Source organism: Herpetosiphon gulosus, assembly GCF_039545135.1.
Lineage (GTDB): Bacteria > Chloroflexota > Chloroflexia > Chloroflexales > Herpetosiphonaceae > Herpetosiphon > Herpetosiphon gulosus.
In genome coordinates this window covers 306284-318835 of record NZ_BAABRU010000006.1, presented here as the reverse complement: position 1 = coordinate 318835, position 12552 = coordinate 306284, and the positions used below count along the sequence as shown (strand labels likewise).

The 12552-nt window shown below is 49.9% G+C and carries 10 protein-coding genes; 5 read left to right on the top strand and 5 right to left on the bottom strand.

Going from position 1 to position 12552, the window contains the following annotated elements; translation table 11 throughout:
- Nucleotides 1-122: 122 nt before the first annotated feature.
- Nucleotides 123-1115 (top strand): L-glyceraldehyde 3-phosphate reductase, encoded by a 993-nt coding sequence (gene mgrA, locus ABEB26_RS10235; RefSeq protein ID WP_345721890.1) that lies wholly within the window; start codon nucleotides 123-125, stop codon nucleotides 1113-1115.
- A 136-nt stretch (nucleotides 1116-1251) separates the two neighbouring features.
- On the opposite strand, the gene ABEB26_RS10230 is transcribed toward mgrA, so the two are convergent.
- A complete protein-coding gene (locus tag ABEB26_RS10230; RefSeq protein ID WP_345721889.1) occupies nucleotides 1252-1482 on the bottom strand; it encodes a carbohydrate-binding protein in 231 nt (76 codons plus the stop codon).
- Between the two features lie 236 nt (nucleotides 1483-1718).
- On the opposite strand from ABEB26_RS10230, the gene ABEB26_RS10225 reads away from it, so the two are divergent.
- Complete coding sequence (locus ABEB26_RS10225; RefSeq protein WP_345721887.1) at nucleotides 1719-2831, top strand: right-handed parallel beta-helix repeat-containing protein; 1113 nt, start codon at nucleotides 1719-1721, stop codon at nucleotides 2829-2831.
- 205 nt (nucleotides 2832-3036) lie between these two features.
- Here the strand turns inward: ABEB26_RS10225 and ABEB26_RS10220 are convergent, their stop codons facing one another.
- Nucleotides 3037-4617 carry a glycosyl hydrolase family 8 gene (locus ABEB26_RS10220; RefSeq protein WP_345721886.1) on the bottom strand — a complete coding sequence of 527 codons (1581 nt, stop codon included), beginning with the start codon at nucleotides 4615-4617 and terminating at the stop codon, nucleotides 3037-3039.
- A gap of 218 nt (nucleotides 4618-4835) precedes the next feature.
- Here ABEB26_RS10220 and ABEB26_RS10215 point away from each other — a divergent pair, with 218 nt between their 5' ends.
- Nucleotides 4836-5381, top strand: coding sequence for a GNAT family N-acetyltransferase (locus tag ABEB26_RS10215; protein ID WP_345721885.1), 546 nt, complete (start codon nucleotides 4836-4838; stop codon nucleotides 5379-5381).
- Nucleotides 5382-5672: 291 nt separating this feature from the next.
- Here ABEB26_RS10215 and ABEB26_RS10210 read toward each other — a convergent pair whose 3' ends face one another.
- Both ABEB26_RS10210 and ABEB26_RS10205 read right to left on the bottom strand, forming a co-directional pair.
- On the bottom strand, nucleotides 5673-7244 hold the full coding sequence (locus ABEB26_RS10210) for an STAS domain-containing protein (protein WP_345721884.1): 1572 nt from the start codon (nucleotides 7242-7244) through the stop codon (nucleotides 5673-5675).
- A gap of 404 nt (nucleotides 7245-7648) precedes the next feature.
- Complete coding sequence (locus ABEB26_RS10205; RefSeq protein ID WP_345721883.1) at nucleotides 7649-9073, bottom strand: GH1 family beta-glucosidase; 1425 nt, start codon at nucleotides 9071-9073, stop codon at nucleotides 7649-7651.
- Between the two features lie 120 nt (nucleotides 9074-9193).
- Between ABEB26_RS10205 and ribD the strand changes: the two genes are divergently transcribed.
- On the top strand, nucleotides 9194-10297 hold the full coding sequence (ribD, locus tag ABEB26_RS10200) for a bifunctional diaminohydroxyphosphoribosylaminopyrimidine deaminase/5-amino-6-(5-phosphoribosylamino)uracil reductase RibD (RefSeq protein WP_345721882.1): 1104 nt from the start codon (nucleotides 9194-9196) through the stop codon (nucleotides 10295-10297).
- A gap of 102 nt (nucleotides 10298-10399) precedes the next feature.
- The gene (locus ABEB26_RS10195) at nucleotides 10400-11353 is read left to right on the top strand and encodes an STAS domain-containing protein (protein WP_345721881.1); all 954 of its coding nucleotides are present in this window, start codon (nucleotides 10400-10402) and stop codon (nucleotides 11351-11353) included.
- Here ABEB26_RS10195 and ABEB26_RS10190 read toward each other — a convergent pair.
- Entirely contained in the window at nucleotides 11350-12552 is a 1203-nt protein-coding gene (locus tag ABEB26_RS10190) for an ABC transporter permease (protein WP_345721879.1), read from the bottom strand. The two genes, ABEB26_RS10195 and ABEB26_RS10190, sit on opposite strands and share 4 nt — an antisense overlap.

The following is a 12552-nucleotide window of genomic DNA, read 5'->3' as shown; positions in this document are numbered from 1 at the left end:
GGCTTTGATGAATGATGCTTAGCTGATGGTTCAATCAAATTTTCTAAAACCAGCGTGCTATAATCGAAACGATTATCCTGCCTGTTGATGCTTGCACCAGCTGGCTAATGGGGTTGATGTATATGAGTTATCAAGCCAAGGATAGCCGCTATACCAGCATGCGCTACAATCGCAGTGGCAAAAGTGGCCTAAAATTATCAGCGGTTTCATTGGGGCTATGGCACAATTTTGGTGGCGTTGATGTCTATGAAAATGCACGGTCGATGGTGCTGCACGCCTTTGATCATGGCATTACCCACTTTGATCTCGCCAATAACTATGGCCCACCGCCAGGCTCAGCCGAAGAAAATTTTGCCCGTATGCTCCAGCGTGATCTCAAGCCCTACCGTGATGAATTGGTGATTTCGACCAAGGCTGGCTACTATATGTGGGCTGGCCCGTATGGCGATTGGGGTTCGCGCAAGTATTTGGTTTCGAGCCTCGATCAAAGCTTAAAACGCATGGGCTTGGAGTATGTTGATATTTTCTATCATCATCGCCCCGACCCTGAAACGCCGCTCGAAGAAACTATGCAAGCGCTTGATCAGATTGTGCGTAGTGGTAAAGCGCTGTATGTGGGGCTTTCAAATTATTCTGCTGAACAAACCGCTGCTGCGAGTGCGATTCTGCGCCAACTTGGCACACCCTGTTTGATCCACCAACCATCCTACAATATGTTTAATCGCTGGGTTGAAGGCGGCTTATTGGCAACCTTGGCCGAGCAAGGCATTGGCTGTATTGCCTTTTCGCCACTAGCCCAAGGCCTGTTAACTGATCGCTATTTGCAAGGCATTCCAGGCGATTCACGCGCAGCCAAATCGCATGGCTTTCTCAAGCCCGCCCATATTACTGATAGTGCCTTGGCGAAGGTTGCTCAATTAAATGATTTGGCTCAAGCTCGTGACCAAACTTTAGCCCAAATGGCCTTGGCGTGGGTGCTGCGCCACCCAACCATGACCTCAGTGCTAATCGGGGCTAGCCGCATTTCGCAGATCGACGATGCAACTACGGCGCTTAATAATTTGGCGTTTAGCGATGAAGAACTTGCTACGATTGAAACGATTCTAAGCGAGTAACTTTCTGCTGATCTTATGAATGATTGGCATGCCCTCAGCCCCTAGCCCCTCTCGCCTGCACGTGAGGCGAGAGGGAACCTCCACACCAAAAGCCCCGCGCCCGCCGCAGTGGGAGAGGGGTTGAGGTGAGGGAACATTATTCAGCCTGCCACAAGGCGGGGACTGCCTCAGGAGTCCAAGTCGCTAACGAAGTATGGGCTTGTAAACAGCGATAAATTCGCCCGTTATAGTTGACCCGATCGCCCACTTTATAGGCTCGCATATTGCCATCCCAGGTCGGCATGCCGTTTGGCTGGCTGGTTGCAACCTTGTATCTTGGATGAACGTACCCATTGGGCAATTCTGAGGCATAACGAGTGTGATCCATCCCCTCATGCAACCCTCTTTCTGATAATACATTCGCTAAACTTCATCAGAATGGCGAAAATTCGTTGTATTGTGGCTTACACGCGAATGGCAATTTCAGCACTTACAACCGTGTATGTCTATGTACGACGATCATATTTCGTGAGAGAACGGAGTTATCGATGACTTGATAGGATGCAGCCTGTTGGAATATATGTTGTTGGAATCGCTTGAAGATCCTTGTTTAATGGAGTTTTTATGTTCTTAAAAAAACTTGGCGGTGTCCTAGCGACCTGCCTCCTAAGTATGGTGCCTTTGGTAATGCCAGCCGCAACTGCCCAAACACCTTCGTGCCACGTGTGGAATGGAATCGGCGATCTGCAGACGATCGTCAACACCTACGCATGTGTTGAACTCGTTCCTGGCACGTATCTACGCACCACCTTACTCAAGATCCCTACCAATCACACCATACGCGGCCAAACTGGGCAACGCAGCACCACCATCGTGCGAGCTACCACGCCTTGGCAAGAACCATGGTACTCGTGGCGAGAACCACTGGTCGAGATCGCTGCTGGCGGTACCGCCATCGGCTTTACCATTGATGCCGCCAATATCAGTACAAATGGGGTCAGTGGTGACAAGTATACAGTTGATAACGTCGCTATTCTCAATGCACACTGTGATGGTGCCGATATCGGTGGCCCTGGCGTAACCATTCGCAACAGCCTTATTGCCTATAATGGCTCAAACTGTACGGAAACAGGTATTCCTGGCGGTGCTATCTATTCCCAGCGGACAAATGGGTATCCCGACTATAATTACGCGCCGCTGATTGAAAATAACGTTATTCGTGATAACGGTGGGCCTGCGCTTGATATCAATGGCACATGGGGTGGCACATTCCGTAACAACACCGTCTCAGGTAATCAGCATTGGGCGGCTGTTTCACTCTTTGGGGCTAGTTATTGGCATATTGAGAACAACACAATCACACATGCTGCCACCAATGATACCGTTCCGCAGAATACCGCTCATTCGCAATGTATTGGAGGCCCTTCGGGCGGCCATTCAGCGGGTATTTGGCTCTGTCAGGTCAATGATACCAATAACTTTGTGACCATCGGAAATGTTATCACGGGTAATGTGGTGCAAGGCTGGTATGGTATTCTTGCAATTGGTAATGATGAGACCCAACCCTATTGGGCTCCTCGACTAAACACGTTCCAATACAATAATGTCCTTGGATCAACGCATGGCTGTGCTGATGATTTTAATGTTGGTCCAACCTCACCGTGGTATACCGAACGAAACGTATGGACTGGTAATAACTGTGTCGGAACACCCAATACAGGTCCAACCTTCTTCTAACAATCCACGCTATCGATTGCGACACGTATTGACGAACGGTCAATGATCAGATCCTCACCGTGGGAGCGTTGTGCTGATGTATCGTCGCTCCCACGTACTGCTGAGGTAGTGGCAGTACGTGGTTTTATAGTTCTTTGGTCTTTACCGCCCAAGCGCCACTGGATTAGTGTCCCATTCAGAATTCAGCCAACAAGCCTTTACACTATCATTCAGCCTGCCACAAGGCGGGGACTGCCTCAGGAGTCCAAGTCGCTAACGAAGTATGGGCTTGTAAACAGCGATAAATTCGCCCGTTATAGTTGACCCGATCGCCCACTTTATAGGCTCGCATATTGCCATCCCAAGCCGGAATACCAATCGGTGTCGCCGTCGCAGGCCGTGGGGTTGCAGTGGCTGGCCGTGGGGTTGCAGTGGCTGGTTGCGTAGTCGCCGTCGCAGGCCGTGGGGTTGCCGTTGGAGTTGCAGTGGCTGGCCGCGGAGTTGCGGTTGGGCTGGTGTTGCTACGACTTGGCGACCAATAATTGCCCGACATCAAGAGCAAACATTGCAAGGTCACGGTATCTTCGAAATAATCTTGATGATTGCCGCGAACCGCATCGTAGACCCGATTGAGCCATTGTTGGCTGGTTGGTACGGTCATGGCCGCAACCCCAAATGGTGCTGCAAAGAAGGTGCTGAAATAGCCACTATCGGGTAAAGCTGTGCCATTCAAGGTATAGCCAGCGCGAATATTGGTAGCCGTGCCACCTGTAGCTTGCTCAATCCAGCGTGAGATTTTTTGAGCTTGACGTAATGAAGCTGCATCGCCGAAAATCACGGCATCGGCTCCCAAGCGCCATGGCACGCGGCCTGAATTGTAATAATAATTGCCATCGTTTTCGCTTTCCAAAAAGTTGGCAGGCGATGGTTTGGGCGTTGTGTTGGCTTGCACCACAAAATCGGGCATCAAACCAGTATTGGGGCTATATTGGGCTTGAATACTTTCAACCACGCCCTGCGTTTTGCTCAGCACGGTATCCCAAGTGGCATTGCCAGTAAAGGCGCGATAATCGCGGAAATGGCTGGGCATGAAATCTGAGGGCCGTGGCGTGTATTGGCTATGTGGGCTGCCATTCGGCGAAACCCAATCGCCCAACATTGGCAAGCGGCTGTTTGGGCCAATCGTTGATGCTAAAACTCCGGCCAAAACCGTATTGGCAGCGCTGGCATAATTGATTCTCCCGCTACTACCCCATTGAGCATCAGCTAAAATCAGGCCATAGGCAATATCAGCATCGCCATCAAAAGCACTATCATTGCCCGAACCATCGCTGGGAATGCGCCAGCCCATCAGGCGCGAATCGATATTGCTGGGATTAGTGCGCGAAAACTCCCATAAACCATCAAAAATTGTTTGGGCTTCGGGATCATAGCCCGCCATCAAGGCCATAATGACCATGCCATAGCCTTGGCCTTCGGAAACCGTTACGTTGGGTGCGCTACTACCAAAACTAATCCGATAGTAGGGGTTGCCAGTGCTGCTCGTGCCAGCTCGAACCACATAACGGCTTTTCCAAACATCATAAAACGCCTTAACATCGCTATCAAGTTGGGTTTGGCTGCGATGGTTGGGCTTGATCGTGCCGCTGGCATATTGGGTATGTTGGGGAAATGGGCGGCGTGGCGTGGCAACAGCATATGATGATTTGCTGGCGAATAACGGCACAATCACCGCGCAGATCGCCAAAATCAAAATAACTCGTTGAATTAAACGCGAACCAAAAAAAGAGCGTGATTGTTCAGACATCTAAAATTCCTCCAAGTTGCTGGAAAGTTATTCCAATGAACTTAGTAACGAATCTAGCATAGAGCAAGTGCTAAAGTCAAGAGATTTATTAAAATTTATTTATGATTCTCATTTATTTACTAGTGCAGCTGAGCGTTTAATCAACCTTCTGATGGATGAGTTGCTCAATAATCGGGGCTATACTAGCGCTAGATTCAGTTTGATAAGGAGCGATTAGCGTGTTAACGGGCAAATTAGTTACTCTGCGATCAATCGAGCGTGAAGATAGCAAAACCTTGCATGAACTTGAAAAAAATGTTGAATTGGTGTTGCTTGGTGATGGTACCTGGTCGCCAACGCCGTTGGCCAGCATCGAAAAGCGCTTCGAGAAACACCTTGAGCATCCTGAAAAGTCGTGGTTTATCATTGAAGTTGAAGGTGTGGTGATTGGCACAATTGGGTTGCATCATCAAGATCGGGTTGCCCAATGCAGCGAATTTGGGATTGGTATTTATCATCCCGATTATGTTGGCAAAGGTTATGGCAGTGATGCAATTCAAGTGTTATTAAGCTGGGCTTTCCGCATTCAAAATTATCGCCGAATTTGGCTGACGACTGGCAGCAATAACCCACGCGCGGTTGCGGCCTACGAAAAATGTGGTTTTATCCACGAAGGGCGGTTGCGCCAACATTTTTATAACAATGGCGAATATGTCGATGTGATTCAAATGGGTATGTTGCGCTCAGAGTGGGAAGGGAAACAGCACAACGAGCATCGAGCATAGAACAGAGGAAGCAGAGTTCAGGGGCTAGTTGTCAGGGGCCAGAATTTAACGTAGATACAAGGATAGTTGGTGTAACTTATGGCAAAAAGAACTTTCGCGTTCTTAGTGCTCTTCGTAGTTTTAATCTCTGTTGCTCTTAGTGATTCTCGGCCTAACCAAACAATAGGACTAACTAAGCTCATGATCGTTAGTATACTCGTAAGTTACTGATTGGATACTACGAACAAATCCTTCCTCCTCACACACACTCTTTCTCTTCTACAAGCGGCTCAATTGAGCCGCTTGTGGTTTTTAGGAAAGTCGATTTACACGCAAATATTCCATACCTCGTTTGAAGGCTTGTTCCAACGTTGCAGCACTTTCGATCATACCCAAATTAATGTGCAAATTGACCAAGGTTTCGGCCATATCGGGGCGAATGCCTGCCAAAATGACTTGTGCACCCAACAAACGGGCAGCCTGAGCCGCATCAAGAATCGCCCGCGCCACGATATTATCAACCACTGGAACTCCAGTAATATCCAAAATTACAATTTTGGCACGTTCTTGCTCAATCGTCAGTAGCAAGGTAGTGCTAATATCGTTAGCACGATCAGCGCTAAATTCGCCGACCAACGGCATCACCACCATATGTTTGGTGATCGGAATACTGGGCATGCTCAGGCGGCGCACCGTATCAAGCAAGTGTTCTTGCGCTAAATTTTGAGCTTGAACTTCGGCCAAGGCACTGTGTAATTCACTGGTACGACCAACAACTTGGGCTTCAAGCTCTTCGTTGAGGTTGGCCAAACGTTTTTGTGAGGCATTTAGGCCACTGGCCATGGTATTGAACGCTCCAGCAAGGCTTGCCAGTTCATCGCGAGTATCAAGCAACACTGGCTCGAAATTATTGGGGTTTTCGCTAAATCGGGTTACGCCTGCATACAAGGTTTGAATTGGGCCAGCGATCCGCCGACCAACATACCAACCAACGCCAATCACAATCGGGGTTGCAATAAAAATAATCATCAGCAAACTGACGGCTAAGCGGCCAACATTGCCATAAATGACTTCTAGTGGTCGTTCAACCACTAAAATCCAATCGACTGGCTCGATTGAGGTGCGCACGCCCAACACTTCTTCACCAAACACACTTTTATAAGTTGCCACAGTTGCTTCAGCGCCGAGCAGTGGTATCCCACGCATCTCAGGGTGTTCTAGCAACGATTCAATTTTGGCAGCGCTAATCAGATCGCCTTGCTCGGTCAGAATTAATACACGCATTTCAGCGGCAGTTTCAATCCGCGTGGTACTCGTCCAAATTCGTTGCATGCTAACATCGGCTACCAAAAAGAGCGCTTGATTGTTCGAGCTAAGTAGTTGGGTGGCAACCCGAAAACGGGGAATTTCCTGCGGCGCTAATTTGCGCGAAATTGTGCCCGTAAATGAGGGTGGGTCGGCGAATGAAACGCGGCGCGTGCTAAGATCTGCCAATAATTGTGCGCCGGTTAATGACATTGGTAAGGTTGGGTCGCCAAACCGTGAGCTAGCAGCTTGGCGCTGACCATCGGCGCTATAAATCGCTACCTCGGCAAAACTTGAACGAAATAGCCCCAAGGTTGATAGTTGTTGAGCTGTAATTGTTTGCGGATCGGTTTCGCGGGCAATATTCTCGGCAACATCTTGCAATTCAATTGTGGTATTGAATAAAAATCGCCGGAAATCTTCGGCGGCCAAATCAGTTAAGGCCACTTGTTGCCGTTCAGCCGATTGCTCCTCGGCACGATAACTGATAAATAAGACTAATACCCAAACACTAAGCAATGGCAGCAATGCAGAGAGTGTTATGATCCACGTAACTCGACGACGAACACGTGCTCGCATAGTGTTTCCTATCCATCAGACCATGGACGAAGTAGAATTCATGGCTGATTTACCAAACACCATGCGCTGCATTAGCCCAAGCAACCTAGTTTGATTCGTGCAACGAGTGGTGTTTTTTGAAGAATCCCCGAAGTATATGCTAACTAAAGGTTATTCTAATATAGCAGCAAATAGGCTAGCTAGCAATATAGATATTTTAGTCATTTTAGCCTTGCTACCAACCAATATCGTTGCGGTGTTTGCCCAAATATGGCTGATTTTGCGTATTGCCATGCCCTTACCCCCTAGCCCCCTCTCCCGCAAAGCGAGCGAGGGGAAATCATCCGATCATGAAGATTGGAACGCCCCGCGCCCGCCGCAGTGGGAGAGGGGTTGGGGTGAGGGCATGATAATCTAGCACATGCTTAATCTTGTGGGCCAATTGGGCAATTACGGTAGCGTTCGGCTAGCGCTTGCACATCAGCGGGCAAGCTTGGCAAGCCATTATTCGCCACGATTTGCTGATACCAACGGGCGGTGCGTTTGGGTGTGCGCTTTTGGGTGGCAAAATCGACTTCGATAATCCCAAAGCGCTCGTCGTAGCCTTCGGCCCACTCATAGTTATCGAGCATCGACCAAGCATAGTAGCCTTTGACTGGCACACCAGCCGCAATCGCATCAGCCACTGCTTCCAAATGGGTGTGCAAATAGCTCATGCGATCACCATCATTGACCGAACCATCTGCGGCGCGTTTGAGGTCGGCGAAGGCACTGCCATTTTCGGTGATATAAATTGGCGTATTGCCATAATCGCGTTGCACCCGCTTCAATAAATCGGCAAACGCCGCTGGCACAACTTCCCAGCCGCGAAAACTAGTTTCGCCAATTGCTGGGCTGTTGATGCAGGCCAAAAATTTGCTTTCGTCAGCAGCCGAAATCCGATTCGGGAAATAATAGTTGATGCCTAAGAAATCAATCGGTTGTTGAATTACTGCTAAATCGCCAGTTTGCACATAATCCATTTCAATTTGATGGTGTTGTTGGAACCACTCAACCGTATCAGCGGGATAGCTGCCACGGAAAATTGGGTCGAGAAACCAGCGATTGCCATAGCCATCGTTGCGCCATGCTGCCGCCTGATCGTCGGGTGTATCATGGGTTGGGTAGGCTGGGGTTAAATTTAGCGTGATGCCAATTTGGCCCGCCAATTTGCTCTCGCGGAACAATTGGGTTGCCAAGCCATGCGAGTAGAGTAGATGGTGCGAGGCCTTAACCGCGCTTGGCAAATCTTTGATGCCTGGAGCGTGGCGACCTTGGAAATGCCCAACAAAAGCTGCAACCCAAGGCTCGTTATGGGTGATCCAAAATGGCACACTCTCGCCTAATTGGCGATACATGGCCTCGGCATATTCAGCAAAGCGCAAGGCTGTATCGCGATTCATCCAGCCGCCCTTGTCTTGCAAGGCTTGGGGCAAATCCCAGTGATAGAGCGTAGCCATCGGCGTAAGATGGCGCTGATGCAAGCCCTCGATAATCCGTTTGTAAAAATCTAGCCCAGCTTGGTTGATTTTGCCCTTGCCTTCGGGAAAAAGCCGTGGCCATGCAAGCGAAAAACGATAGCTGCCCAAGCCAAGCTCACGCATCAAATCTAAATCTTCAGGGTAACGATGATAGTGATCGCAGGCAATATCGCCAGTTTGGCCAAATTTGGTCTTGCCTGGCGTATGGCTAAATCGATCCCAAATTGATTCGCCACGGCCATCTTCATGCACCGCGCCTTCAATTTGGTACGATGAGGTGGCTGTGCCCCAAATAAAATCAGCAGGAAAATGCTGCTCAACAGTGGTCATATGGTCTCCTTTGACATGAATGAGTGCAATGTTTGAAATCGGTCTCATGCAGGCTGTTTGGCACAATCACCAGACCGCCTGTATTATACGGCTGAATTGCTAATTGAAATGAGCATATCGATGAATGCGAAATATATGCAGTCAGCACTTGAGCAAGCCGCGCTCGCGCTTGGTCGGACCAGCCCAAATCCGGCGGTGGGGGCAGTGGTTGTGCAGGCTGGTCAAATTGTTGGGCGCGGCCATACTCAGCCAGTAGGCCAAGCCCATGCCGAAGTGATGGCCTTGCGTGAGGCTGGCGCACAAGCTCGTGGCGCAAGCTTATATGTCACGCTAGAGCCTTGTACGATTTGGGGGCGCACCCCGCCTTGCACCGATGCGATTATCGCCGCAGGAATTGCCGAGGTGATCATTGCTTCCCGTGATCCCAACCCGCGCTTCGAGTACGATGCAGCGACAGTGTTGCAAGCGGCAGGCATTCGGGTGAGCTTTGCACCTGAATTTGAAACTGCGGCAATTGGCCAAACCGAGGCTTTTCGCCATTGGATTGTCACCAAACAGCCGTTTGTGACGGTCAAATATGCCATGAGCCTTGATGGGAAAATTGCTACTCGCACCGGTGATGCCCGTTGGATTAGCGGGGCAGCTTCACGCCAAAAAGTGCATGAACTGCGCAACCAAACAGATGCGATTTTGGTAGGCATCAATACCGTGCTGGCCGACGATCCATTATTGACCACGCGGCTTGAGCAGCATTGGCGACCAGTCCAACACCCCGTGCGCGTGGTGCTCGATGCGCGTGGGCGCATGCCTGCTAGCGCGGCGATGTTGGCGCAAGCTGTGCCTGGCTCAACGATTATTGCCACAACTGCCGCAGCTAGTGCTGAATGGCGAGCAAGCCTCAACAATGCTGAAATTCTTGAGTTGCCGAGTAATCTTGAGGGTCGGGTTTCCATCCCAGCGTTGTTGAACGAGCTTGGTCAACGAGGGATTAGTTCGTTAATGGTTGAGGGTGGGGGCGAAACGATTGCGGCATTTTTGGCGGCCCAAGCGGTGCAAAAAGTTCAAGTGGTAATTGCCCCCAAAATTATTGGTGGGGTTGCACCAAGTCCAGTTGGCGGAGTTGGCATCGCCCGTATGAGCGAAGCTCAGCTTTGGCAATTGAGCGCGAGTGAACAAGTTGGGGCAGATATTTGGCTTACAGCCTATCCTAACCTACAGGTATAGCAATGTTCACCTTGCGGGGGTCGAAAAATCACCCTGAGAACGCTTACATTCCTGTTAGAATAGACAAGGCATCGCCCTGCACACGATAAAGGAACCGCCATCATGCGTCTGAGTCAACGTTTCGCCTTGTTAAGCTTGTTGCTTTTTGAATCGGTTATGAGCATTTTGGGCTTACTCTTCTTAGCATTCAATGATGGTGCAGCTGAAGTTTTAGTTGGCCTTGGTATCTTGCCAATTTTGACGCTAGGTTTGGCTTATGGGGCGTGGCGTAATTGGCGTTGGGTGCCAGTTGCCAGCGTGGTGGTGGCAACTGCAATCACCGTGTTATTGCTCATCGATCCCGCCAAAGATATTTACTTCTCGCCAGTGTTGTTGGCTCCGATGGCGGTGGCCTTTGTGGTCACTGATTCACGCACCACGATCATCACGGCTTTGGTGGCAATTGTGGTGACATGGTTGCGGGCTGATGGCGATACGCCCTATCTTAAAGTAGATTATGCGATTTGTTATGCCTTTATTGCTGGCTGTTTGTGGTTGGGGCGTTTGATTTTGGAGCAAACTCAACGCGCCAATACCGAAGCACTTGATTTGGCTCAAACTGAGCGCGGCATGGCTCAACGCTATGCCCAAGAGGCCGAAGACCGCGCCAGCAGTTTGCAGACGCAATCCGAGGAGCAACAACGTTTGTTGGCAACCGTCGCCGCCTTGGAAACGCCGATTGTTGAAGTTGCCGAGCAAGTGCTGCTAGCGCCAATCATTGGTTATGTTGATGATCAACGAGCAGCTCAATTGACTGATCGAATTTTGGCGGCGGTGAATCAGCGCCGTGCCAATGCGATTATTTTGGATATTACCAGCCTCAGCGATGTTAATGCCCAAACTGCCCAACAATTGCTGCGCCTTGCCAGCGCAATTCGTTTATTGGGCAGTTCAGTGATTTTAAGTGGCATTAGCCCTGATTTGGCTACAACCTTGGTGCGTCAACGCATCGATTTGAGCATGGTGAGCACCGCCCCAACACCGTATGCAGCTTTGCAACTGGCCGCTACGCTTTAAAGTTTGCCAAGCTGCAACAAATCGCGTAAACGCAAACTTTGGCGATAACGCAACAAGCCAATTCGGACAATCCGCCCTGCAAAACGGGTGATTAAACCTGCGGCAAGCCACAGCCAAACCACCGTAGCGGTTTGCTGCCAGACTGGCACGCTGCCGCTCATCACTCGTTGCAGCAAGGTCACGGGGGCGGTATACGGAAATATATTAAAGCTAATCGCCAATGCGCCATTGGGATTATTGCTCAAAACCGCGATAAACCAGAGCGGCATGGTACACAACAGGGTTACAATCCCTGTCAGTTGCTGGCCTTGTTGGGCGCTGGTTACGGCTGCACCGATGGCGCTGAGCGTGGCTGCAATAATAAAGTAACTGGGAAAAAACAGCATAAACCCCAGCACAATCACCCCAATGCTGATGCCTTGCTCGCCGATTAAATCAAATTGAGCTGCTGCAAATCCCAATAATACTAAGCCACCGCTGGCCCAGATGCTCAGCTGAGTCAAGGCCAACGCGCCCAAACCTAAAATTTTGCCAGTCATAATTTGGTAGGTTGAGAGCGAGCTAGCCAAAATCTCCATAATCCGCTGCTCTTTTTCTTCGATCAAGGCCATCATCAAGTACGAGCCACTGCCGAAGGTCGAGCCAAGCAGCAAAATGCCAAAGAAAATTGGTACAGCAATCGATAACCCCGAACGGCGAGCCTCTTCGGGCGGTGCATCAAGCACAATGCTATCAAGCTTGCGAATTGGCTGAAACACCACATCTGGTTCATCGAGCAACTGCGCGGCCAAAACTGCCCGTAAAAACCCGCCAAATTGGCTTTCGGCAAGTTGCGGCAAGGCCTCAAGTGCGTAGCCTTCAATCGTCGCGTTGCTGAGAAAATCGGCGGGCACAACAAATGCCGCATCAATCGTTTCAGCTTGTAAGGCAGCTTTCGCCGCATCTAAGCTGGCATATTGACGAATTTGAACAGTGCCCAAATTACTATTCCAAGCAATTTCGGGCTGCAAGCCGTTGGTTAAGCCACTTTGATCAACATAGCCAATCGCTTTGACCTGCGATGAGAGCAGCAACACGATTACGACAACCACAAACAGGCCAACTAAGATCAGCGGCATGCCAAAGGTTGAAATCAAAAAGCCCCGACGGCGTAGATGGGTTAAATATTCATGGCGGGCAATAGTCCAGATTTTGCTCAT

What these genes read in the sequence shown, in the direction of transcription:
- ABEB26_RS10195 (WP_345721881.1), top strand. Translation starts at nt 10,400, where the DNA reads ATGCGTCTGAGTCAACGTTTCGCCTTGTTAAGCTTGTTGCTTTTTGAA.
- ABEB26_RS10220 (WP_345721886.1), bottom strand. Translation starts at nt 4,617, where the DNA reads ATGTCTGAACAATCACGCTCTTTTTTTGGTTCGCGTTTAATTCAACGA.
- ABEB26_RS10190 (WP_345721879.1), bottom strand. Translation starts at nt 12,552, where the DNA reads ATGAGCAAAATCTGGACTATTGCCCGCCATGAATATTTAACCCATCTA.
- ABEB26_RS10225 (WP_345721887.1), top strand. Translation starts at nt 1,719, where the DNA reads ATGTTCTTAAAAAAACTTGGCGGTGTCCTAGCGACCTGCCTCCTAAGT.
- ribD (WP_345721882.1), top strand. Translation starts at nt 9,194, where the DNA reads ATGAATGCGAAATATATGCAGTCAGCACTTGAGCAAGCCGCGCTCGCG.
- ABEB26_RS10210 (WP_345721884.1), bottom strand. Translation starts at nt 7,244, where the DNA reads ATGCGAGCACGTGTTCGTCGTCGAGTTACGTGGATCATAACACTCTCT.
- ABEB26_RS10230 (WP_345721889.1), bottom strand. Translation starts at nt 1,482, where the DNA reads ATGGATCACACTCGTTATGCCTCAGAATTGCCCAATGGGTACGTTCAT.
- ABEB26_RS10205 (WP_345721883.1), bottom strand. Translation starts at nt 9,073, where the DNA reads ATGACCACTGTTGAGCAGCATTTTCCTGCTGATTTTATTTGGGGCACA.
- mgrA (WP_345721890.1), top strand. Translation starts at nt 123, where the DNA reads ATGAGTTATCAAGCCAAGGATAGCCGCTATACCAGCATGCGCTACAAT.